Below are 23,500 nucleotides of genomic sequence, written 5' to 3'. Positions count from 1 at the left end.
TAGGTGCAACCGCAACTCCAGGCTATTGAAGCCGGGCTACATATGCGGATTTTATGGGACTGTCAGATAACCCAAACAAATATATGTTTATATTTTTGCTGAAATTAACTCAAATTGCAAGCTTATCCAGCGCATTAAACATTGAAAGCAACTATCGAAAAAACGGAAGAACAAAAGCTGAAGAGAGGCTTACAAAACAGGCATATCCAGCTGATAGCCCTTGGCGGGGCCATAGGCACCGGCTTATTCCTGGGAATAGGTCCGGCGGCAGTATTGGCCGGTCCATCTGTTATTTTAGGCTATGCATTTGCAGGCGTCATCGCTTTTTTTATTATGCGGCAGCTGGGCGAAATGGTGGTAGAAGAGCCGGTATCCGGCAGTTTTAGTCATTTTGCCTATAAATACTGGGGCACCTTCGCCGGCTTTGCCTCCGGGTGGAATTACTGGGTATTGTATATCCTGGTGGCCATGTCTGAGCTGACAGCGATTGGCATGTATGTTCATTTCTGGTGGCCGGAGATTCCTTTGTGGTGTTCCAGTCTGTTCTTCTTCATTGCTATTAATGCACTCAATCTCAGTTCTGTTAAAGTGTATGGAGAAGCAGAATTCTGGTTTTCTATAGTAAAAGTCGTTGCCATTATTGCGATGATTGTTTTTGGTACTTATTTGCTGGTCAGCGGCAGTGCCGGCACACAAGCCAGTATACAAAACCTCTGGAACGATGGCGGATTTTTCCCCAAAGGCTTGCTGAACAGCGATGGGAAAGGCGGCTTCCAGGGTTTATTTGCGGCCATTGCCATGATCATGTTTTCTTTCGGAGGACTGGAGCTCATTGGGATTACGGCCGCAGAGGCAGACCAGCCGGAGAAAACCATACCGAAAGCCACCAACCAGGTAATATACCGGATCCTGATTTTTTATGTAGGGGCCCTCATCATACTATTTGCGTTATCTCCCTGGAGAAGTATTACCACTGCAACCAGTCCTTTTGTAATGGTTTTTGAAAGCTTAAAGGGATTTCAGTTCACACTTTTGGGCAAAACAATTTATTTCACCAGCCTGATTGCGAATGTATTGAACCTGATTGTGCTGACAGCTGCGCTTTCTGTTTACAACAGTTGTGTATATAGTAACAGCAGGATGCTGTATGGTTTGGCCGACCAGGGAAATGCGCCGGCATTCTTATCAAAGCTGAACAAAAACCATGTGCCGGTAAAAGCGATTCTGGTATCCGGATTGTTTGCGGCAATTTGTATTGTGGTAAATAAACTGATACCGGAGAAAGCGCTGGAGATATTGATGTCGCTGGTGGTATCGTGTTTGATTATCAACTGGCTGATGATAACAGTCGTGCATTTTAAATTCAAAAACAGTAAAAAGGCGGCACAGATAAAAACGAAATTTCCTTCTTTTTTATACCCGGTGTCAAATTACATATGTCTGGTATTCCTGGTGGGGATACTCGTACTGATGTGGATTACAGGCATGATAGTGCCAGTGGCGCTGATCCCGGTGTGGGTAGTATTTTTGTACTTGTGTTTTTTGCTGGTAAAAAGAAAGAAGGCACAATAAGATTAATGGGTAGCCCACACTTCGCTGTGGACTACCCGCTATCAAACTATTGCGGCCAATCTTTATACGGTGTAATCGTTAAATTGGCATTATAATATTTCTTCTCTCCAGTCACTTCCTCCCCTACCCATTCAGGTATTTCAAATGCCTCTTCTTCACTTTCCAATTCAATTTCCGCTACTATCAATCCGGCATTATCTTCCAGGAATTCATCCACTTCCCATATTTTATCCTTGTATGTTATCTTATACCTGATCTTCGATAATACTGCGGCGGCGAAATTATCTAATAATTCACCGGCTTCGGACAATGGGATTTCATACTCATACTCTGATCTTGTGGCGCCTACGGTAATACCTTTTATGGTGATAAAACCCTTGGTAGGTGTAACCCTTACACGAATGGTTTTTTGAGGATCAGTGAGCAGATATCCCTGCCGGTAAAGCTCTCCGGCCGGCTTCTCTACCTGCTGCCATTTTTCATGATCCAGCAGATATTTTCTTTCTATTTCTTTTCCCATGATATAAAGATATAAACAAATCTCTTCCTGTTTTCACAGGTCTTACCTGATCATGTAAGAGAGAAAGCCTTTCAACATATCCCGGTATATTGAAAGGCTTTCTCCGTTTTATAATTCAGTTAATTTACTCCGCCTTCAGGCTCTCTACCGGGTTCACCAGCGCGGCCTTTATAGATTGAAAACTTACTGTCACCAATGCAATCAACATCGCCATCATCCCTGCCAGCACAAATATCCACCAGGAAATGGGGGCGCTGTAAGCAAATCCCTGCAACCATTTATGCATGCAATACCAGGCAATAGGGGATGCCAGCACGGCAGCGATGAAAACATACCGGAGAAAATCTTTGCTCAGTAAAGCGGCTATATTGCTTACGCTGGCGCCCATTACTTTCCGGATGCCGATTTCTTTGGTACGCTGACGGGCAGTAAATGCAGCCAGTCCGAATAAACCCAGACAGGAAATAATAATGGCAATGGCCATAGCAGTATTCATCAGCCCTTCCATCTGCCTTTCTTTTTCATAAAATTTGCTGATCGTATCATCGAAGAAACGATAGTCAAATTTCTCGTTGGGATATACGCTGGCAAATGCTTTTTCAATACCAGACAATGTTTGTTTCAGCTGATCCGGCGTGGTACCTGCCAGGGACAATTTTATATTTAAAGATCGGCAGATCTGCGTGGACGAAACAAGGAAGGTAGGTTTGATCGGATCATGCAACGACAGCACGTGAAAATCCGCTAATACGCCTACAATTGGTATAATCTTATCATAGGGTTTATCACTGATGCCGGATTTCACCAATTTACCGATGGCATCTTCCGGACGCTGAAATCCCAATGCCCTGGCACAGGTTTCATTGATGAGTACTTCCCGGATAGTATCCGAAGTATACAAATTTCTGCCCGCCAGCAATTTCAACTGGTAAAGCGGTACAAATTTATCGTCTGCCAGTTCCAACTGACAATCCACCTCTGCATTGTCTTTACTCATCGATTTAAGATTGGTACCCCAATGCCCCTGAGCTACAGGTGTTCCCTCACTTAAGCTAACCATAGTCACCTGCGGCAGCGCACTTATTTTTTCCGCCAGCACACCGGGCTGTGTCTTGGGATAACTATCGTTTGTAGGGATGGTAATAATCTCGTCTTTCTTAAAGCCCAGATCTTTGTTTAACATATAGCGCATCTGGTTATTCATCACCAGTGACCCGATAATAAATACCAGGGAAACGGTAAACTGAAATACCACCAGACCTACGCGCAGCGATCCCTTTTGGTTGCCTTTCTGTCCGGCGGCACCTTTCAGGCTTAATGCTGGATGGAAAGATGACAACACCTTTGCAGGATACAAACCAGATAGCAAGGTGGTAACCAGGGTAATCAGCAATAAGAATACGATGGTGGGCCAGCTGAACAAATGCAGCGCAACCCCGTTGGGCATGAAAGCACTGAATAATGTCAGCAAGGGTTTCACGGCAAACAACGAGAAAATCACCGCGATGGCCGTCAGGATAAATGTTTCTGTCAGGAAATAGAATACCAGGCTACGACGATTACTCCCCAGCACTTTCCGGATACCTACTTCTTTGGATCTTGCCACAGATTGCGCGGTAGCAAGATTAATAAAATTGATGGCTGCTATGATCAATATAAAGGCCGCTATGCCCATCAAACCATACAAGGTAGGCAAATGCACCTGCCTGGTAAAATCATCTTTATAATCAGTATTAAAATGAATATCGGATAAGGGTTGTAAGCGGAGCAACTTACTTCCTCCGGGCCCGGTTTGTATATGTTCCTTCCCAAAGGTCGCCAGCTGCTTGTTTACCTGCGCAGTGTCAGTACCCGCATTCAATTTCACAAATAGCTGTGTACCGCCAAACATGCCCCATTGGTCGAAACCGAACATATTTTTTAACGGCGTATTTTTAGCAGTAGCGTAAGAAATGAAATCTGAAAATATCAGGTCACTGTTCTGCGGCAAATCCGCCACAATACCACTCACCGTGAGCGGTATAGAATCATTATAGTTCACCGTTCTCCCGATATACTGATCGGGGGACAACTCGCCAAAGTATTTAGCAGCTTTACCGGCAGTCAATACTACGGTAGATGGCTCCCGGAATGCCGTGGCTGGTTTGCCGGCCAGCCAGGTATATGGAAATATCCGGAAGTATTCTGGATAAGTAATCACTACATCGGGCTTTCCTTCGCCACGCTGAGGTGCTTCAAACTTTTTGATTTCTCCATTCTCACCTTTAACAGCCGCTTTAACCCGGATAGGATGTATGCCTGCCAGCGACTCAACACCGGAAAACTGACCGGCTAATGCGTCAGGAGCAGGATCCGGCACTGAAGCCATTTTATGAAACCCTTTTTCCATAGATCCCAGCTCTGCTACCACCCGATAGATATTTTCTTTACCCGGATGAAAGTTATCATAGCCTAACTCAAAGTGTACGCTGAGAAATATCACCAGACAGGCACTAATCCCCAGTGCAAGACCTGCAATATTAATAATGGCATATACGCGGTTCCGGAGCAAATTTCTCCAGGCGATTTTGATATAGTTTCTGAACATAACAGCAAGGTGAGGTTAGCTGCTAAAGATCAAAAATATGCCAATCACAAGAGCGCTGATAATGTTGGAGTTAGAATTTTATTTTCCAGGAAAAATGTCCGGTTATGACAGGGGCGTGTTCATAAACGGACACGGGTGGCGGGAGCACCACCCGTGTCTATTCACTTATTGGGCTTTAAAAGTTTCCATGATCGGATAGTGATCGGACAAGGTATCTGTTACCGCATCTTTAATGATGCGTGCACTCTTAAAACTGGCTTTCATTTTAGCCGATAATAATACCTGGTCAATTTTAATCTGATCACTGACAGTAGTTCCCGGAAAGACTTTAGTAGGATAGCTCGCATCAAAAGGCTGATGCAATAAAGAAAAGCTATCATAAAAACCATGATGCAGAAACGAACGAACCACGGCATAGTCTATTTCATGCTGTACATTTAAATTCCGCAACACACTGTTTTTGGTTTCTGCAGCGTACATGCTGTCGCGCACACCGGAAGTGGTGTAGAATAAACTATCAACAGGAGAAAAAGCATTGAAATCGCCGAGCACAATCACCTTTTCGGATAACTTATTTTTAGTCTGCAAAGTCTGTAAAATCCCCTTGGCTTCTTCCAGTCTTTTAGCACTGCTGAAAGGAGAAAAATGCACCACAAAAAAACTGATCCCTTTTATCTCCGCATACAGACATCCATGATGCATGCCTTCTATTTGTTTATATACATTGGTAATAGGATAGCGGGAAGAAATACCCACCGGGTATCCACTCTCCTTCACAATCACCGCGTAGGGATGTCCCCAGCTTTTAGCCAGTTCCGCAAAGGAAGTCTGAGTAAAATTATTCAACTCCTGGAAGGCGATCACATCTGCCTGCTGCTGTTTAGCCCAGGCAACAAAACTATTTCTCCGCGGTGTTTCACTTTCAAATCCGTTCCACACATTATAGGTGATCACGGTAAAACGTGCTGGCTTCGCAGGTTTAAAAGAAGTGTGCAAAAAGAATAATGTACTAAACGTCAGTAAGCGTGCGATGTATTTCAATGGTCAAAAATTAAGTACTGAAATTATGATTTTCCTAATTTCCGGTCAGAAATAAAAGGAACGATGGGATAAATGTATTCATCCATATTTACCCCCAGCTTTTCGGGAGACGATCCTACAAAAACTGTTTTCCTGCCCTGAATGGTAATTGTTCCTTTGGTGTATATTTCAATCATGGCCCAGATAGGATCTTTATAAGGCACCGTATATTTTATGTTGGGATGCGCTTTATCTACCTCTGCGGAGTAACGCATTTCCTGGTGATCATCACCTAACCATTGATAGGAAGCACTGTTAATCTGTACGTAGTGAATATCATTGATACAATTGTAATAATCCTGGTGATGATGTCCGCTCAACACAAGGATTACTTTTTGTTTGCCGGCCTTTTTGTTAGCTGTTTCCAGCGTATAACGCAATAGCGTGCCGTTTTCAAGTCCGCCGGCATCATTGTCCAATCCCTGGTGGCAACATACGATTGTTGGCAGACTGGTATTATCCAGGTCTTTTTTCAGCCATGCTAACTGCACCGGGGAAATAAATCGTGCATAGCCGGGAGGACGGGACTTACTTTCGTTATGCTCGTTACCATCCAGTACAATAAAATGGAAACCGTTGGCATCAAAAGAATAATATTTCGCGGGTGCTTTCCAGAATTCCACGACCTGTTCACGGGTGAATCCGCCATCGGTGTCGTGATTACCTATTACGTGATAACGGGGACCTTTAAAGCGGTTCCAGATATCCATCAGCGGGGCATTTTCTTTTTTAGGAACACAAAGGTCTCCCATCTGAATAATGAAATCAGGTGCTTTGGTATTCATCTCTTCAATAAAAGCAGATAAACGCTGGGGAGCATCATGCATAATATCATGATGCAGGTCAGCAATCACCCCAAACCGGATCTTTGCCTTGTTGGCTGATACTTCCGGGAAACGCGCAAATACAAAAGTGCCGCTTGCGAGACTGGCTTTTGCCAGAAATTCTTTTCTGTCCATCATTATTTAATTTTAAGCCTGGTTATTTTTCATCTTTCGTATAGTCAAAAACTGTCATCACGGCCGCATGATCTGATGGGAACATAACCGGATGATAATCGATAACACGGGATATGATTGGTTGCAGGCTGCCTCCTTTATAGTAAATAAAATCAATCCGGTCTCTCATGCCGTACTTCGTGGAAGAAGTGGCGGCCCTTGGTGACCAGGTTAATCCCGGATCAAGCAGCGGATCAATGTGGAGTTGCCGGTAGCTGTCTGTGAATCCCGCATTCATCATGGCTTTACTTTCCGGCCATTCAACCGCGAGGTTATAATGAATAGCGCTGGTAGCCGGCGTCCAGTCCAGGTGCGATCCGATATTAAAATCGCCGGACATGACAACAGGCACCTGTGCAGTATTTTTAAGCAGCGGTTGAATCAGCGCAAGAATGCTGGTCATCTCTGCCTGCCTGGTAGCTGATTCATCTTCGATTAAAGCCGCAGCAGCCTTATGCTTGTTTACCACACTATCTCCATAATCAGGGAGGTAGTGCAGCCAGGTATCAAAAAATAAGAGTTCCCTATCCGGGCTTATTTTCAACTTTACACCACCAAAGTTGGATGGCTTGTCTGCAATAATAGTAGTAGTAATCGGAAACCTGCTCATGATAGAGAGATTGGAACTGATGAGATAGAAATAATATCCCAGCGAATCTGCAATCACTTCTCCTGATCCATATGTTTCTATTAACCCTACCATATCTGCATTGGTAGATTTGATCGTTTCTATGAGCCGCTGCAGTCCTACATACTGCCCGTATCGATGGCCGCCATGCCATATATTCCAGGATAACACTTTTAGTTGTTTGGGCTCCAATGGTTTATTGCCAGCGGGTTCCGGGAAATAATTTACATACAACTGGTGTACCGCTTCCGGCGTGATGACCTGATTCCATATTTTTACGTCATCAATAAATCCATTAAAAGCATCCCACTGGGCGTTGGAACCATATTCCCATTTTTCATCTGATCCACCTACAACAGTGGCCTGTTCACTTTCAAAACTGCCGGCACCCGGCGTATTATAAATCGCCACATTTTCGCCATCCAGGTACATCCATACCTCCCGCTTTGTGCGGTTTACGGTAAAGGCAATCTGGTGCCACTTCCCATCATTAATTTTTTGTCGTTGGGCAGTAGGTTTATAATCATAGCGGTTTTTACCATCCTGTAAGATGAATGCCCAGGCACCGTTTTCCTGTGAATAGATCTGCCAGCCGGCGGTATTAAAGTCGCCCGACTTTTTATTTCCCATGAGTGGAGTCCCCATTAATGCACCGGGCAATGTTTTTACCCAGATCTGAACAGAGAAGGAACTTTTTTCATTAAAGGAAGGCAGTGCTGCTTTATCCAATTTTACAGGTCGTCTTAAAATGGCATTCGCAGAAAGATCCAGCGCATATCCACTTAATCCGGCTGAAAACTGCGGCTGCTGCATATCAACGGTATATACCGCTTCTGCTGCCGGTGTGATCACTTCTTTAAAATTGTTCTTGTCAAAATCCAGGGCATATACCGGCGACTGTGCTACAACAGTATTCCTACATATCGCGGCCATTATCAGTAATAACCACACTTTTCTATTTTTCATACAATATGCTTTTAACGCCCGATGACACCTGGTATTACTTCTCCTACCGGGTGTTGCTGACTGGTAAAATTAAAGCCCAGCAAGTCCGCCAATGTTTTCGCAAACTGATCCTGGTAAATTTGTTGTGCTGCTTTTACTTCGCCGAGTACTGGTGTATCCGGTCCCATCACCAGCAACCAGGTATCATTTGCATGTGGAATAGAGGAGCCATGGCTGGTCCATTGATGGTCGTCTCCACGGCCATGATCCGGTACGATAATGAAAGTCGTATTATTTTTGTAGAAGCCATCCTGTTGTAACCGCTCCCAGAGATGTCCGATCATCGCATCAATGTTGTGAATAGCTTCCAGGTAAGCGTCGTACTTTCCTTCGTGTCCATATTCATCCGTATCTGCCAGATCCAGGTATACTACTCTGGGGTGATGTGCTAAAATATATGCTTGTGCTAACGCGTAGGTATTGGCATCCAGGCGCTCTCCGTCTCCCCATATTTTAGGGGCATAGTGTTGTGTTTCAGTGGCCAGTTGCTCGGCCTCAGACAGGTTACTTCCCTGCAGATTATCAAAGGGAATATTCACCAGCATACCATTCCTGTTTCTATTCACAATCCTGCCCACTGCATCCCAGGAAGCGAAAGTGACTACCTTGCCATTGAATCCTTTTTGTTTGTTAATAAACTCCAACACATTTTCATTGGGATTATCAGGATGGTCATTGGTGGTAATCGCCGGATCTGCGTACCCGGTAATGCTTTCAGACCGGCCCGGGTAAGAAATCCATGCTTTGTTACGTACGTTCACATTGTTGCCAAGATCCCGGTTGCCGTATAACTGGCCATGCTGCTCCATATAGTTCCATACAAAAGGCATCAGCATTCTTCTTCTTTCTTTGACGTCTTCTACCCAGTAACGTTTGAGATTATCTGCAGCGCTCGCGGAATTATATTTTTTATTGGTAAGCAGTGCCTGCTCGGCGCCTCTGAAAAGTTCTTTCCAGCGGTAACCATCTACCGAAATATAAATGATGTTTTTAGTACGGGTCTTTTGCTGGGCCACAGTTGTGATCCCGATCAGCAGCGCTAACAGGGATAGTAATGATTTCATTTTCATTGTTCAGTATTTAAATAAATATATCTATCAGGATCTGTCTTTATCTCAACCGCTTTTCTTCAGCGATCTTGCCATAGCGCATCTTTCCAGCCACTCCGGACTAAAAGGATCTACGGCACCAAAACGGTTTATATCAAAGCTGCTGAAATCATATGGATTGGGATGCCCTGCAGCCATTTCAGCAAATGCCCGTCCTACGCCGCCGGAAACGGCGATGCCGGCGCCTACGCATCCGGTGGCCAGTAATAGATTATCCACATTTTCTGGTTTCCCCATGCTCAGGTTATTATCCGGCGTATACCCGGAAAACCCTGCTACATAATGTTGGAGTCCTGTTTCATAAATGCCGGGGAAAAACCTGGCCAGTCTTTCTATCACTTCCATCAGGTCGTGCATTCCTTTGTCCGGGCTGAAAGGGAAACCGTGAATGTCGGCAGGTATTTCTTCCGGTGAAACACTAAATGATTTCTTCTCCCTGATACCAAACAACAGGGACTCTCCTTCCGGCCGTGCATACGCCTGTGCATCGGGCAGCAACACAATGGGTGATCCTGGCGGAAAAATCGGTTTCTTTTCTGTAATCCAGTACTGACTTCTCACCGGCGCCATTGGCAAACCTATGCCTGCCTGCGCAGCAAACACCGGCGCCCAGGCACCTGCAGCCACCACCACCATATCTGCCGTGATGATGCCTTCATTGGTGCGCACACCTGCAGCTACCTTTCCTTCCATCAACAACGTATCTACCGTTATGCCCTGCCTGAATATGGCGCCCTGTATTTTTGCACAGCGGGCATAAAAAGTACCCAACAGGTAAGGATCGCAATAAGCTTCTCCGGGGATATACCCAATCTTTGCCGCCTCGGCAGTGTTCACCCATGGCGCCCGCTTCCGCGCGTCTTCCTGCGAAATATACATGGCAGGCTCATTAAATTCAGTTGCAACAGCCATCAAGGCAGCCAGGTCATTTACACTGCTCTCTTCCGCCGCAACATGCAGCACACCCACCGTTTTTACATCCATACTTTCCTGTAGCTGCTTTTCCATAGCGGCTACTGCATCGTACGTTTCCAGGGACAGTGGTATAAATGCTTTCCGGGGGCGGATCCTTGTCATTAAGGCAGCAGCACGACTGGTAGCGGCATTACACAATTCGTTACGTTCCAGCACTATGATTTTTTTCCCGGGATTATTACGGGTGTAATAATAAGCGATGGCGCAACCAAATATGCCGCCGCCTATTACCACTACATCTGCCTTTTCAGCTTTCATCTTAATACTTTTACGGTTGGAAGATTAGTATATATTACAGGCAAAGCGTCAGCAGCAGCAGCGTTTTTTTTATAAAACACTACTGCTGCTGACTCATAAATAATTTTTCAAAACGTATATGAATGTCGACAGATAAATTCATTGTTCACTGTACTTCTGCTGAGTAATATTAAAATAAAAAATTCAGATTTTGTTTATTTATACTAAACTTTTTAAAAAAATTCAGGAGAAGATAACAGCAGAGGGCAAAAGACACCCGGAATAGCTATGCTGCCGTACACATCACCTCATATTATAGATGCAGGTTATTTAAATAAAACAATGTTCATCTTTTCATGATTATGATGCTAAAAAACAAGTTAACATCTACTAAACTATTTATTTCTGATCATCGCGCCTACTTTTCTTAATGTGGTTACATCAATTGCCCGTAATCTTCCATTTCTGTCGGGTCCTACATCCAGCGCGAAATAGTTGCCATATTGCAATGCCCCTTTATAATCTTCATAGATCTTATCTGCGGTGAGACAAATACTATCATTGTCCGGGTTAGTATAAAACCATCGCTGTGCTTTTCCAAAAATAGGGTAAGTAAATTCTGCTTTTTTAAATCCTTTATGCACCACTTTGTTATTAGGTCCTCCACCTGCAGGATTATCTAATGGTCCAGGCTTTCCCATTTCGCCTAACCTGATATCTCCGGCTACTTCCCCATTATTAAATCCTACCAGGCAATTGGGCTGGAACTTCTTTATCCATGCAGCAGTGGCCTCGTGACTCAATCCCCCGTCCGACTGTGCATGGTCTAACCAGAAATAAGCAATGGGGCCATATTCTGTGCATAGTTCCTTTAACTGTGCTTTTTTCATTTCACTATTTTTGCCCATATCCCAGTATTTCTCCGGGGATACAAAATCAGTTGGTTTGATATCCTTTGGAATCCAGGTCCAGTCAGCTTCAGAAAAATAAAGGGCCAGTTTAAGGTTATACTTTTTACAGGATTGCTTCAAAGCAGCCAGCACATCTTGTTTCAGCGGACTTTTTGTTACCTTCCAGTCCGTCGTTTTAGTATCCCACAAACAAAATCCGTCATGGTGTTTGGTAAGAAATAAGATATAGTCCATCCCGGCATCCCTGGCTACCTGGCACCATTGGTCCGTATCCGCACTGGTAGGATGAAAAAATGCCACATTGTCAATTCCGCGTGTCCATTCCTCATCGGAAAAAGTACTGAGTGACCAGCAGATAAACATGCCAAAGTGAAGGTTAGCCGGTTTGGCCGGACGTTGCTGTGCGTTGCTGTTTAGCATCGTCAGTAATAGGAATGCGCATAAAATACGCTGAAAGAAATTTCTCAACATCTGCTTTTATTTTATTGGTAAACGTCTGTTTCTGCTTTATACTGGCAAACATGCAGGTCCCAGTGGCGTAAAGGTTTTGTAGGTTAGCATAAATTCCTGGTGACCTAACCATTCGGAACAGGTAGGTGTACCGGCAGCTACCTGCCTGATACGATCAAATATTTCAGCGCCCACCGTATCTATGGAGGCTTCGCCTAACAGAATAGCGCCGGCGTTAATATCCATGTCTTCAGTCATCCGTTGATAGGTTTCAGGATTGGCGCATATTTTTATGACAGGAGCAATCGCAGATCCTACTACAGATCCCCGTCCTGTTGTAAACAGGATCATATGGCATCCGGAGGCAATCATCTCCACTATTTCTACGGTATCGTTGATATTGGGAAAACCAAATTTCGGTTCACCGTCAGGCACCACATCCATCAGGTACAGGCCGGGCTTCGAAGGTCTGTCACCGGGTTTAATCAAGCCACTGATTAGTGCATCACCGCTTTTACAATAGGCCCCCATCGATTTTTCCTCAATGGTCGTCAATCCTCCATCTGCATTACCAGGAGCAAAGCTGCCATGGCCCATTAACGAATAATAGCGTGCTGCCTTTTCCACGGCTACCCGTAATTCCTTTGCTAATGCTGGTGTAGCAGCCCGGCTGCTCATGATATCTTCAAGTCCTAGCATCTCTCCTGTTTCCTCAAATATGGCTGTTCCCTGCTGCGCCAGTAACAGGTCGAATGCCCTGCCTACTGCGGGGTTAGCGGTAATACCACTGGTGGCATCGCTACCACCACATACGGTACCTACCATCAGCTCCTGCACAGACATAGGTGTGCGGGGAACCTGCGCGATCAATTCCAGGGCGGTATTGACCCACGCCACACCGTTTTCGATGGTCCGTCTTGTACCACCTTCTTCCTGGATAATCATCAGGGAAACAGGTCTGCCGGATGCGGCTATATTTTCTTCCAGCTTAGTACGATTAAAACTTTCGCATCCCAGTGACACCAGCAAAACGCCTCCTACATTGGGATGTGTACACAGGGCGTTCATGATACGATCGGCATAGGCATTCGGATAACAGCCTGCAAAGCCGATGAGCTGCACTGGCTTTTCTTTCAGCCGCAGGGTAATTTCCCGTGCCACATGGTGTGCACATTCTACCAGGTACACTACCAGGATATGATTGCGTATTCCCTTTCTGCCATCTTCTCTCAAATACCCCTGCCATTGCATAGCTGTATTTTTTTAATATGAATGATTGTGTACACTGTTTGTTATAAAGTATAAGTAGGGAGGTAATCACTTTTCAGGTTATGAAGATGTACATGTTCTCCCTTTGCTATCGCTGCGGTAGCGGTACCTATCGGCACACCATACTTAATGATTTTTTCCATGGCTGCAATAGCCCGTGCTGCTATTTTATGTCCGATCGCAATGTGCTGGCTAAAAAAAATTTCCTCGCCATTAAATGATACGACTTCGCCCGCACAGATACTGGCTGTCACAATCATTACATTATCTGCCGGATGAATTTTAATCAGTTTTTGCATCACTCAAAATTTTCTAAATTGCAAATATGCATCTACAGGATCTGTTCCGGAGAGGATGGCTTTTCTTACCAGGTTCTCCGTTTGCATCATCGTTTCTGTTTCCATGATAACGGGCATTACTATTTGCTGAGGAATAAGAATAATGCCATCTCTGTCTGCCAGTATATAATCACCGGTTTGCACCGTCACATTGCCCATCATAATGGGTCCTCCCAATTCTGTGGTGCACCAGGCGGCTGCCACGTCTCTGGGTGTAAAATAACGGCAATATACCGGGAACCCAATACTTTCAATAAAAGCGCTGTCCCGACACCCACCATCTACAATATATCCCCGTACTCCCTTTCGCAACAGTGTTTCGGCGGACAATTCCCCCATATGAGCCATGGTACTGTCATTCGGCTGACACACCAGTACATGTCCTGCCGGAGATTGCGATAACATTTCGCACCATTTTAACAGGGAAGTGTGGTGATCAAGGTCCGGATCTGCTCTGCCCGCGATGGTAAAAACACGTCCGGCAATGCGGTGCTGCAGGTTCATAGGACGGATGCCACCGGGGAGTAGCTGATCCGGCCATCCCATGTTACGCAGTACGTCATAAACAGCTCCGGTATAACATTGTTCCAGTCTTTGTGCATAGTTGTCCACAACAAGCATTATATTTTTTTGTAAAAATAGGCTTCTCCTTCAGTGGCTACCATGCAAAAGATAGTTACTTTCATGTATTATCTTACTATATTGTTAAACATCATGAATACCGTTAATTACTGGCAGGGACTGGGCAGAAAGCTCATACGGGTACCCGCAGAAGTGCGCCGGTCAAGAATTTCCAACAATCAACTACTCAATCAGCTTTATATTACTGACCTTGGATTTTACCCAACGGCACAATCACATTATACATTACGCCCTAAAGGTTGCCCGGAAAGTATCATCATTATCTGCGCCAAAGGAAAAGGAAGTTATGAAACACAAGATGGTCATTATCAGGTACAACCCGGTCAGTTTTTTCTGTTGCCACCAGGACAACGACATCAATATGCCGCTGATGTGGACGAACCGTGGAGTATATACTGGATAAGATTTACCGGTAAAAACAGTCTTGCTTTCAATGCGCAAAATGCTGTTAAAAAATGTTATAAGCCCATGTACCTGAAAGACCTGCCGGGTATAGAAGACTTATTCACCAAGATTTACGGCGCACTGGAAAATGGATATAGTCAACACTTGCTCTCTTATGCGAATATGGTATTTCAACACCTGCTGGGAGAGCTTATTTACAGGGTACAGGATAATAAAAAAACCACCAATAACATGGTGGATGACGTGATTCTTTTCATGAGAAATCACATTACACAACAGTTATCCCTGGAGGAACTGGCTGTACAGTTTAAATATTCTCCTTCCCGGTTTTCCAATATTTTCAAAACCGCTACGGGGTATTCTCCGATGGCATATTTTATTCAGCTAAAAATTCAGCAGAGTTGTCAATTGCTGGAATTAACCAATCTGAAAATTTATGCTATCGCACAGCAATGCGGGTACGAGGATCCTTTTCACTTTTCAAAACTGTTCAAAAAAATCATGCACCTGTCACCGGAACAGTACCGGTCTGTACAAAAAGGATAATGCAGGATGGTCTAACTGTAAGGAATTCGGCCAAAGCCTGCTATTGGCGTAAGGGTAAGAAGTTCGGAAAAACGGGTATCTTGTACACACGAATAATGCTATGGGAAAAATCGTTCTAACAGATCGCACAAAGGGTTTAATCAGTATTGTTGTGGTGATGCTCATATGGGGCAGTTCTTTTTCCATCACCAAAACGGTGGTGATGGAGGTACGTCCTTTTGTATTTGCAACGCTACGTCACCTGATGGCCTGTGCGGTGTTATTACCATTTTATCTTCGTCAGCGGAGAAAAGTAAAACAGCGGCTGCCTTATAAAAAGCTGGTCTTAATGGGGCTGGCGGGCATTACCATCTACTACGGTTTCTTTAATTCTGCCATGGTATATATTCCTGCTTCTATGGGGGCGCTGGTAGAGGGTTTGATCCCGGTAGCCATTGCCATACCGGCTGCCATTATTTTAAAAGAGCATCTCGCACCGAAAAGTATTGCCGGTATTATACTCTGTGTAACCGGGGTAATACTGGTGGGCTTTGTGGGCGCGCCGAAAGGCGCTCCCCATGCGTTGCTGGGCAGTGCACTGATGTTGCTGGCAGTTTGTTGCTGGAGCGGATATACGCTTTTATCCAGGAGTATTAAGGAGACAGATACTTTATTGGCCACCTCCGTGAGTACGTTCATCGGCACTGCTTTACTATTGCCGGTGGCTGCGGTGGATATATATTACCATGGCATGCCGGAGATATCCGGCAGGGCCTGGGCGGGCATGGCGTATCTGGCGATATTTGCCTCTGCGCTGGCTTACTTCCTGTATAACCGGGCACTGGAAAGTTTACCTGCTGCGCAGGTAGGCAACTTCCTGAATTTAAATCCGGTGATCGGCGCGGTGATTGCCATGATATTTTTGAAGGACACATTTACCGGCTGGCAAATAGCTGGTGGTGTGCTGGTACTGGCGGGCATCTGGCTCAGCTCTAAACGGGTCAGCAATAAACAATGACACCACGGTGCCAACCCGTATCTTTTTTGTTTAAATTTATGCAGCGGCCACCTATAATATGCTGTAGCATCATGAACGATATTGATAATGATACCAAACGACTTTCCCGTTTAACGGCCATCCTGACCCAGCTGCAAACCAAGCGGCTGATTACGTCCACAGAACTGGCTGCAAAGTTTGGTGTCAGCGTACGTACCATTTACAGAGATATCAAAGCACTGGAGAAATCAGGCGTGCCTGTTTTAACGGAAGAAGGAAAAGGATACACGATCATGGAAGGCTACCACCTGCCACCAGTGATGTTTTCCGAAAGCGAAGCCAACGCACTGATCACCGCCGAACAACTGGTACTGACTAATAAAGACGCCTCCCTGGTAAAAGAATACAGGAATGCTATCAACAAGATAAGATCTGTATTGCGACACAGCACCAAAGACAAAGCAGACCTACTGTCCAACCGGGTGTTGTTCAGCCAGAATTCTGATGACATCAGAACCAGCAATAACTTATCTATATTACAGTTAGCCCTCACCAATTTTAATCTCATCACCATAGAATATCTTTCCGGAGACACGCAACAGGTAACGAAAAGAATGGTAGAGCCCTTCGCGTTACTAAGTACCCAGGGCAACTGGTTGCTGGTAGCCTGGTGTCGTTTGCGAAAAGATTACCGGAATTTCCGTTTAGACAGGATGTTGCAGGTACATACCCACGCGGAGCACTTCGAGCCGCATAAATTAACCCTGATGGAGTATTTTGCCCTTTCTCAAAAAAAAGTTTCACACCCCTGACATAGGGTTGTCACGAGGTCGGAATACTTTTGTATCAACAAATAAATATTAACCTTAAAACAAAACAGCAACATGGCACATCCACACACTTTACACGGCATTGCAACAATTAGTCTTTTCGCTGCTGATCACGAAGCAGCAAAAAAGTGGTACAGCGAATTGCTGGGCATCGCTCCTTATTTTGAAGTGCCCGGATATGCAGAATTCCGTATCGGTGATTATGAACATGAGCTGGGCCTGATTGACAGCAGCTATGCGCCTAAAGGAGCTACCCTCGGTGGTCCTGGCGGTGCCATTGTATACTGGCATGTGGAAGATGTAGCTGGTACCCTGGCTAAACTGTTGTCTATGGGCGCCACCGAACTGGAAGGTATTACTGAACGCGGCCATGATTTTGTAACCGCCTCTGTAGTGGATCCATTTGGCAATATACTGGGTGTGATGTTTAACCCACACTACCTGGATATCCTGGCCGCACGTACTAAAGCGCAAGCGGAGAAATAGCTACTCCACCGTTTGCTCATAGGGAAGTATTACTTTAAAGGCCGCGCCTTCATCCAGCACCGCAATGGCATCAATACTGCCATGATGATTCATCACAATTTTCTTACACAGTGCCAGACCAATACCGGTACCCGAGTAATCATCCTTGCTATGCAGACGCTGAAATATTTTAAAGATTTTTTCCGCATGCTCCTGTCTGAATCCGATACCGTTGTCTTTAAAAGTAATCAGGCAGTATCGTTTCCCGGCCACCAGTTCGGGGTATGCGGAAATTTCCGTTTCGTTTGCCTGCGTGGCGTTGACAGTAATATGCGGCGGCACTCCTGCCCTGCTAAACTTCAGTGAGTTACTCACCAGGTTGGAAAACAACTGATTCAGCTGCACTGAAATCCCTTCTATGACCGGCAGTGGATCATGGGTAATCATAGCAGCTTTTTCTTCTATCAGCAATTCAAAATCAGTGCGGATATTATCAAATACTTTTTCCAGGTCTACCGCTTCGAAAAGTTCCCTGGAAGCGGAGAGTTTGGAGAAATTCAGCACATCGTGAATCAGCCGCGCCATGCGTGCCGCAGACACTTCTATCTTATCGATCAATCTTTTTGAATGTTGATCAGGATCGGAAATCATGCCTGCGAAAGTGCGCACTTTACGTAACGGCTCCTGCAAATCATGTGAGGCGATATAAGCAAATTGTTCCAGTTCCTGGTTAGTCTGACGCAGCTGATGATTGGCCGTTGCCAGCTCATGTGTACGCGCTGCCACCTGTCGTTCCAGCTGCTGCGAAAACTCCATCATGGTTTTTTCTGCATCGCGGAATCCCTGGATGTTTACGGCGGTACCAATAAAGCCCAGGAATACCTGCTTTTCTATTTTGGGCACGCCCTTGAACAAAAACCAATTGTATTTCCCGGTAGCCCCTTCGCGGATTCTGCATTCCACACTGAACGGTTCGGGATGCTTTTTCTGTTGCTCATAAATCGCAGCCACAGTAGGGATGTCGTCCGGATGCGTCACTTCGTTCCAGATATTTGATAAGCGCAGTTGTTGAATATCGGCACCTACATATTTCAGCAATTCCTTATTGGCATATTGCATATAGGCGTCCGTGTTAGTGATCCACACGAACATAGGTGCTTCTTCTGTCAGCTGACGAAACAGGACTTCACTTTCCCGGATGGTTTCCTGTGCCTGTTTCATGGCGTGGATATCTGTGGCGGTGCCAAACCACTGCACCACGTCTCCGTTAATATTTCTTTCTGCAATCGCCCTGCTGAGGTGCCAGCGGTAGTCTCCGTTCTTCATCAGTACCCGATGCTCCATAGAATACGGAGCAACTCCTTCTACCGCCTTACGCCAGGCAACGGCGGTTGCTTCCTGGTCGTCCGGATGTAGCAACATTTCCCATTGATAGCCATTTTCCGTAGCAGAGATCAGTTTGTATTCCTTCAATCTTGAATTGTAATAAAACACCTTCCCCTCCGTATCGGCTATCCATACCAGTTGTGGCATGGCATCTGCCAGCAGTTTAAAGCGTTTGTTACTTTCTTCCAGGGCATCTACACGTTGCTTCTGATCCGTGATATCGAGTGCAGCACCGAGCAGGCGTACCGGTTTCCCATCTTCGAAATATACCCTGCCTTTTACCCGTACCCAGTGAATACGTTTATCCTGATGGATCACCCTCACTTCGTACAACAACTCACCGGATTTCATAGCCGCTTCATAGGCGGCCATCCTGATGGGCAGATCTTCCCAATACACCGAATAAATGTAATCATTGTGTGTGGGATCTTCCACCACGCCAAATATTTCATTCATCCGCGGAGAACCAATAATGGTATTGGTTTTCAGGTTCACATCATAGCTACCCAGCTCAGATACCTCCATCGCCAGGCGGGAGCGTTCTTCTGCATCTTCTATTTTAAGGCGTGGTTCGGTCAGATTACTCACATCATGCGCCACAGCAATAATGCCAGTGACACTGCCATCTGCACCACGCAGCGGTTCCCATACGAAGTTGAGATAGAACCGTTGTAAGCCGCCATCCCGCGGTAAATACACAACCCGTTCGGTAGCGATATAATGTTCTCCGCTCTCAAATACATTTTGCAGCAGCCCTTCCAGTCCCTGGTTACGAATTTCCGGCAATCCGTCAAATATGGATTTTCCCAGTACTTCTTCCGGCGTTTTACCCCAGAGTTCCATCATGTGCCTGTTCGCAATTTCCACGATGAAGGTGGGGCCTTTAAAGACGCACATGGCCACTGGCGCATTTAGTACCAGCGTACGGAAATTGCTTTCACTTTCCTTCAATGCCTGCTGTGCAATCACTTCTTTGGTAATATCCTGTAGCGTGCCATTAAAACGAAACACTTCTCCGTTGTCATGAAAAAAAGCTTTCCCCATAGCCCGCACGATTCTGGGCTTTTGCGTCTGCGGATGTATGATATGATAGGTGATATCGTAATCTCCGCCGGAAGCGGGATCCAAAGCATGTTGTATGGCAGCTGTAACGTTGGGCCGGTCTGCCTCCGCTATCACCGACATGGCCAGTTCCAGCGGAATTTCTGCATGGTCCGGTAGTCCAAACCATTCCTTCAGGCGGCTGTTACCACGAAATTTATTGGTGACAGGGTCCAGGTCCCAGGCACCCAGTCCTGCCGCATCCATGGCAAACTGTAACTGGTTTTTTGTTTCTTCAAGAGTGATCAGCTGATTTACCTTTTCGGTGGTTTCATTACAGATCACCAGCACGCCGGCGATCTCTCCGTATTCATCGCAGACCGGGCTGTAACTGTACGTCCAGTAAACATCTTCCAGCTGCCCGTTCCTGTAAATTGGAATGAGCCGGTCTTCATTCCAGGTAGAACCACCGCCAGACAACACCTGCTGAATCTGCGGTTCTATCACCTCCCATATCTCTGCCCATATCTCCTGAGCCGGTTGCCCCAGCGCTCCGGGATGTTTGCCATTATTTCCCAAACTGGGCCGGTACGCGTCATTATAAAAACAGGTGAGTTCAGTTCCCCACCATAAGAACATGGGGAAACGCGAATTTAATATAATACTAAGTGTGGTACGTAAACTTTGTGGCCATGTCTCCGGATGACCAAGACAGGTATTTTCCCAGGGGTAGGTTCGGGTTAAAGCGCCCATTTCTCCTCCACCTGCCAGAAATTGCAATCCCGATTTATTTACAGTATCCATATTCCAGTTAAATGTAAATAAAAACGCTGATTTATAAACCGGCGCTACCGTAAAAGCTTTATCTGCCGCATCTCGGCGGGGCATTACACAATAGGTTCCGGATCAATATGTACGCGGATAATATCTGTTATTTCCAGTTTTAATGCCCGTTCCAGATCATACATGATAGTATGGGTATGGGCCAGTGAAGTATGACCCGGTAAGAAGATGATCAGTGTTACCACTAATCCTTCATTCGTTAGTAACACCTCATCTATTTTCACGTGAGGCCAGGTATCTAAATTAGCTAATGCCTGTCTTACTTTCTCAAAGGCGTCCGCCTGACGGATAGCCTCTCTTGGCATTTCGTTTCTTGGTTCAATATGCACCGTTACTTTTACCGGTAATAGAAACTCCTGTATCAGTGCTGTTTCCAGCAACTCCGATTTGGTATGTGCTTCCTGTAAGGTGAGGTCATCTGCTACTTCGAGGTCCAGCTCTATCCTCATTTCATCACCCACCTGGTAAAGATTCAGGTTATGGATACGGAGGTCCAGCCGTGCAGCTACCGACCTTACAGTAATACTGTATGGCTCATCGTTGGTATGAATAGGTTCCGCATGTACAATCACTACTGCGGTACCGTTTAGCTCTTCTTTGATGGCATGTTCAATGGTTTCTGTGAGCTCATGCGCTTTTTCAAAAGTCAGACTTCTCAATGTACCTACCACCGCTTCCACGTATGGTTTGTTACCCACAAAGCGGGTCCTGATGGTTACTGCACCGGGCACCACGCCGGGTATTTTTTCTACCAGCTCCTGTAACCGGGGCATCAGGTCTTCCGGCACATCATCCATCAGTGAACGGATGGCTTCCGAACCGATGCTCCACACCGATTTAAACGCAATAGCCACTACACCCAGTGCCGCAAATGCATCGGCACGTTCCACCAGCCACACGGGCAGTGGCAGGTATTTAGCCAAAAAGATGAATAATAAGCCTACCAGTACTGATACCGATCCCAGCATATCATTTCCAAAATGCTCGGCATCAGATGCGAGCGCCTGGCTTTGATAGTGACGGGCAGCTTTTTTCAACGTTCTAACCCGCATAAAATCCACCACAATACTGATGATGATAATGACGAATGACCAGATACTTACTTCCGGCGCACCGGGCTCCCAAAAAATTTTCACCACCGCATGATAGCCGATAATCAGCGCGGTAGCGCCTAATAATGTCATCCCTGCCAATGCGCCCAATGACTCAGCCCTCTCATGTCCGTAGGGATGGTTGGCATCCGGAGGAAGAGCCGCGACACGTACGGCCAAAAAGGTGACCAACGTAGATAAAAGATCCAACAGAGAGTGTATACCTTCTGCGATCAGGCCAAGACTGCCCGTTAATATGCCGACTATAAATTTAACCACCGCGAGACCTCCGCTGGCAATAATTGAGATAGTAGTAATCTTACTTTTGCTTTGTACGTTACCTGCTTCCGGTACTACTATATTTGCCATAGTGCTGATTAAAAAAACGAATGTTTGTATCAATAGCCTGGCATACCAAACAGATACGCCAGGCGGATTATCTTCTTCTTATCCTTCCTCTCCTCCGTTCTTCATCTTCATCAACAACATATATGCATTCCTGGTAACCACTTCTTTATTACCAATATTACTTTTTATTTCTGTAAAGCCCCCGTTACTGGTGCCTGTTTCTACCGGCGTCATTATAAATTTATCATTTCCTGCTGATACAAAAATATAATGTTTATTCTCCCATTTCACTACGGCATCATCTGGTACCGCCGTCACGTTGGCATTTTGCAACTCAATTTCGGCATTCATGAACATACCGGGCAATAAACGCCTGTCATATTTTTCAAAGTGGCAATGCACTTCACCAGAGCGGTTTTCATCCACATTCCTCGTGATGAGATGAATGGTGGCGGTATACTGTTCTCCTGCTTTGCTGTTGGTGTAACACTTTACCCGCTGACCAGGCGCCAGACTTGCTAAATCTTTTTCAAAAACTGTCAGGCTCAGGTGCAGATCTGCCGGGTTGATCAACTCAAACAATACGTCTGTTGGATTTACATATTTGCCTGTGTTGACATTTACTTTGGTCACATATCCGCTGATAGGAGCATAGATGGCAACGCTCCTGGTGATAGCATCTTCCGTTAATTTATCTGTGTTGATATTAATCAATTGCAACTTTTGTTTCAACGCACTTACCATAATTTTCTGGCTTTCAAATTCACTTCTTACCTGCTGAAAAACTTTATCGCTATTTGCTTTCGATTCATTCAGTTCTTTCTGCCGGTTAAAATCTGCTTCCAGGTAGCGCAGTTTACTTTTTGCCATCAGGTAATCCTGTTGCAACTGTATGTATTGTGGATCTTCCAGCACTGCCAGCACCTGCCCTTTGGCCACCTGCATACCTGGCAACAGCTGCATGCTTTTTAAATAGCCACCCAACGGCATACTTACGGACACAATATTCTGGGGTGGTACATCTACCACGCCATTTACCCGCATAATGGTATGCATGTCTCTGTTGGTGGCTGGCTTTATTTCTATGCCCGCTGTTTTTATCTGCTCCGGGGTCAGTTGTACCTCATTACTCACGGGGGGTGTTACTTCTTTGCCTGGTGTGGCTTTCTGCTCCGGCTTATTTTCTTTGCAGGCCAATAAAAAAACGCCCAGGCTATATATGATGAAGGTGATCTTTTTCATGCTATT

The 23,500-nt window shown here is 45.4% G+C and carries 19 protein-coding genes; 5 read left to right on the top strand and 14 right to left on the bottom strand.

The window, feature by feature from the left end; all coding sequences use genetic code 11:
• Positions 1-141: 141 nt before the first annotated feature.
• Positions 142-1,572: an amino acid permease gene (locus tag AC1DCV_RS27245; RefSeq protein ID WP_477026146.1), complete on the top strand. Its 1,431-nt coding sequence runs from the start codon at positions 142-144 to the stop codon at positions 1,570-1,572.
• 46 nt (positions 1,573-1,618) lie between these two features.
• On the opposite strand, the gene AC1DCV_RS27240 is transcribed toward AC1DCV_RS27245, so the two are convergent.
• The 11 genes from AC1DCV_RS27240 to AC1DCV_RS27190 form a co-directional block, all read right to left on the bottom strand.
• The gene (locus AC1DCV_RS27240; RefSeq protein ID WP_477026145.1) at positions 1,619-2,092 is read right to left on the bottom strand and encodes a CYTH domain-containing protein; all 474 of its coding nucleotides are present in this window, start codon (positions 2,090-2,092) and stop codon (positions 1,619-1,621) included.
• A 124-nt stretch (positions 2,093-2,216) separates the two neighbouring features.
• Positions 2,217-4,679 (bottom strand): ABC transporter permease, encoded by a 2,463-nt coding sequence (locus tag AC1DCV_RS27235; RefSeq protein WP_477026144.1) that lies wholly within the window; start codon positions 4,677-4,679, stop codon positions 2,217-2,219.
• 165 nt (positions 4,680-4,844) lie between these two features.
• On the bottom strand, positions 4,845-5,720 hold the full coding sequence (locus tag AC1DCV_RS27230; RefSeq protein ID WP_477026143.1) for an endonuclease/exonuclease/phosphatase family protein: 876 nt from the start codon (positions 5,718-5,720) through the stop codon (positions 4,845-4,847).
• Between the two features lie 23 nt (positions 5,721-5,743).
• A complete protein-coding gene (locus AC1DCV_RS27225) occupies positions 5,744-6,721 on the bottom strand; it encodes a metallophosphoesterase family protein (RefSeq protein WP_477026142.1) in 978 nt (325 codons plus the stop codon).
• A gap of 19 nt (positions 6,722-6,740) precedes the next feature.
• Complete coding sequence (locus AC1DCV_RS27220) at positions 6,741-8,351, bottom strand: LamG-like jellyroll fold domain-containing protein (protein ID WP_477026141.1); 1,611 nt, start codon at positions 8,349-8,351, stop codon at positions 6,741-6,743.
• Positions 8,352-8,362: 11 nt separating this feature from the next.
• Positions 8,363-9,460 (bottom strand): alkaline phosphatase family protein, encoded by a 1,098-nt coding sequence (locus tag AC1DCV_RS27215; RefSeq protein ID WP_477026140.1) that lies wholly within the window; start codon positions 9,458-9,460, stop codon positions 8,363-8,365.
• Between the two features lie 45 nt (positions 9,461-9,505).
• The gene (locus AC1DCV_RS27210) at positions 9,506-10,732 is read right to left on the bottom strand and encodes an NAD(P)/FAD-dependent oxidoreductase (protein ID WP_477026139.1); all 1,227 of its coding nucleotides are present in this window, start codon (positions 10,730-10,732) and stop codon (positions 9,506-9,508) included.
• A 374-nt stretch (positions 10,733-11,106) separates the two neighbouring features.
• Positions 11,107-12,093: an alpha-L-fucosidase gene (locus AC1DCV_RS27205; RefSeq protein WP_477026138.1), complete on the bottom strand. Its 987-nt coding sequence runs from the start codon at positions 12,091-12,093 to the stop codon at positions 11,107-11,109.
• A gap of 36 nt (positions 12,094-12,129) precedes the next feature.
• Positions 12,130-13,323, bottom strand: a complete 1,194-nt coding sequence (locus AC1DCV_RS27200) for a UxaA family hydrolase (protein WP_477026137.1) — start codon at positions 13,321-13,323, stop codon at positions 12,130-12,132.
• Between the two features lie 41 nt (positions 13,324-13,364).
• Positions 13,365-13,640, bottom strand: coding sequence for a UxaA family hydrolase (locus tag AC1DCV_RS27195; RefSeq protein WP_477026136.1), 276 nt, complete (start codon positions 13,638-13,640; stop codon positions 13,365-13,367).
• Between the two features lie 3 nt (positions 13,641-13,643).
• Positions 13,644-14,300 (bottom strand): RraA family protein, encoded by a 657-nt coding sequence (locus AC1DCV_RS27190; protein WP_477026135.1) that lies wholly within the window; start codon positions 14,298-14,300, stop codon positions 13,644-13,646.
• A 42-nt stretch (positions 14,301-14,342) separates the two neighbouring features.
• On the opposite strand from AC1DCV_RS27190, the gene AC1DCV_RS27185 reads away from it, so the two are divergent.
• The 4 genes from AC1DCV_RS27185 (at position 14,343) to AC1DCV_RS27170 (ending at position 17,564) form a co-directional block, all read left to right on the top strand.
• Positions 14,343-15,272, top strand: a complete 930-nt coding sequence (locus tag AC1DCV_RS27185; RefSeq protein ID WP_477026134.1) for an AraC family transcriptional regulator — start codon at positions 14,343-14,345, stop codon at positions 15,270-15,272.
• 100 nt (positions 15,273-15,372) lie between these two features.
• Complete coding sequence (locus AC1DCV_RS27180; RefSeq protein ID WP_477026133.1) at positions 15,373-16,269, top strand: DMT family transporter; 897 nt, start codon at positions 15,373-15,375, stop codon at positions 16,267-16,269.
• 71 nt (positions 16,270-16,340) lie between these two features.
• A complete protein-coding gene (locus AC1DCV_RS27175) occupies positions 16,341-17,060 on the top strand; it encodes a helix-turn-helix transcriptional regulator (protein ID WP_477026132.1) in 720 nt (239 codons plus the stop codon).
• Between the two features lie 72 nt (positions 17,061-17,132).
• On the top strand, positions 17,133-17,564 hold the full coding sequence (locus tag AC1DCV_RS27170) for a VOC family protein (RefSeq protein ID WP_477026131.1): 432 nt from the start codon (positions 17,133-17,135) through the stop codon (positions 17,562-17,564).
• Here AC1DCV_RS27170 and AC1DCV_RS27165 read toward each other — a convergent pair whose 3' ends face one another.
• From AC1DCV_RS27165 to AC1DCV_RS27155, 3 genes are all read right to left on the bottom strand, one after another.
• Positions 17,565-20,858, bottom strand: a complete 3,294-nt coding sequence (locus tag AC1DCV_RS27165; RefSeq protein WP_477026130.1) for a PAS domain S-box protein — start codon at positions 20,856-20,858, stop codon at positions 17,565-17,567.
• Complete coding sequence (locus AC1DCV_RS27160; protein WP_477026129.1) at positions 20,858-22,273, bottom strand: cation diffusion facilitator family transporter; 1,416 nt, start codon at positions 22,271-22,273, stop codon at positions 20,858-20,860. Before AC1DCV_RS27160 ends, AC1DCV_RS27165 begins: the two co-directional genes overlap by 1 nt.
• A gap of 78 nt (positions 22,274-22,351) precedes the next feature.
• Entirely contained in the window at positions 22,352-23,494 is a 1,143-nt protein-coding gene (locus AC1DCV_RS27155) for an efflux RND transporter periplasmic adaptor subunit (protein ID WP_477026128.1), read from the bottom strand.
• Positions 23,495-23,500: the final 6 nt, after the last annotated feature.

Source organism: Chitinophaga sp. 10T418 (assembly GCF_056394125.1).
The sequence above is the reverse complement of the archived record's forward strand: the minus strand, read 5'-3'. Positions and strand labels throughout refer to the sequence as shown.

What these genes read in the sequence shown, in the direction of transcription:
- AC1DCV_RS27240 (WP_477026145.1), bottom strand. Translation starts at nt 2,092, where the DNA reads ATGGGAAAAGAAATAGAAAGAAAATATCTGCTGGATCATGAAAAATGG.
- AC1DCV_RS27235 (WP_477026144.1), bottom strand. Translation starts at nt 4,679, where the DNA reads ATGTTCAGAAACTATATCAAAATCGCCTGGAGAAATTTGCTCCGGAAC.
- AC1DCV_RS27225 (WP_477026142.1), bottom strand. Translation starts at nt 6,721, where the DNA reads ATGATGGACAGAAAAGAATTTCTGGCAAAAGCCAGTCTCGCAAGCGGC.
- AC1DCV_RS27220 (WP_477026141.1), bottom strand. Translation starts at nt 8,351, where the DNA reads ATGAAAAATAGAAAAGTGTGGTTATTACTGATAATGGCCGCGATATGT.
- AC1DCV_RS27215 (WP_477026140.1), bottom strand. Translation starts at nt 9,460, where the DNA reads ATGAAAATGAAATCATTACTATCCCTGTTAGCGCTGCTGATCGGGATC.
- AC1DCV_RS27210 (WP_477026139.1), bottom strand. Translation starts at nt 10,732, where the DNA reads ATGAAAGCTGAAAAGGCAGATGTAGTGGTAATAGGCGGCGGCATATTT.
- AC1DCV_RS27205 (WP_477026138.1), bottom strand. Translation starts at nt 12,093, where the DNA reads ATGTTGAGAAATTTCTTTCAGCGTATTTTATGCGCATTCCTATTACTG.
- AC1DCV_RS27200 (WP_477026137.1), bottom strand. Translation starts at nt 13,323, where the DNA reads ATGCAATGGCAGGGGTATTTGAGAGAAGATGGCAGAAAGGGAATACGC.
- AC1DCV_RS27195 (WP_477026136.1), bottom strand. Translation starts at nt 13,640, where the DNA reads ATGCAAAAACTGATTAAAATTCATCCGGCAGATAATGTAATGATTGTG.
- AC1DCV_RS27190 (WP_477026135.1), bottom strand. Translation starts at nt 14,300, where the DNA reads ATGCTTGTTGTGGACAACTATGCACAAAGACTGGAACAATGTTATACC.
- AC1DCV_RS27185 (WP_477026134.1), top strand. Translation starts at nt 14,343, where the DNA reads ATGCAAAAGATAGTTACTTTCATGTATTATCTTACTATATTGTTAAAC.
- AC1DCV_RS27180 (WP_477026133.1), top strand. Translation starts at nt 15,373, where the DNA reads ATGGGAAAAATCGTTCTAACAGATCGCACAAAGGGTTTAATCAGTATT.
- AC1DCV_RS27175 (WP_477026132.1), top strand. Translation starts at nt 16,341, where the DNA reads ATGAACGATATTGATAATGATACCAAACGACTTTCCCGTTTAACGGCC.
- AC1DCV_RS27170 (WP_477026131.1), top strand. Translation starts at nt 17,133, where the DNA reads ATGGCACATCCACACACTTTACACGGCATTGCAACAATTAGTCTTTTC.
- AC1DCV_RS27165 (WP_477026130.1), bottom strand. Translation starts at nt 20,858, where the DNA reads ATGCCCCGCCGAGATGCGGCAGATAAAGCTTTTACGGTAGCGCCGGTT.
- AC1DCV_RS27160 (WP_477026129.1), bottom strand. Translation starts at nt 22,273, where the DNA reads ATGGCAAATATAGTAGTACCGGAAGCAGGTAACGTACAAAGCAAAAGT.
- AC1DCV_RS27155 (WP_477026128.1), bottom strand. Translation starts at nt 23,494, where the DNA reads ATGAAAAAGATCACCTTCATCATATATAGCCTGGGCGTTTTTTTATTG.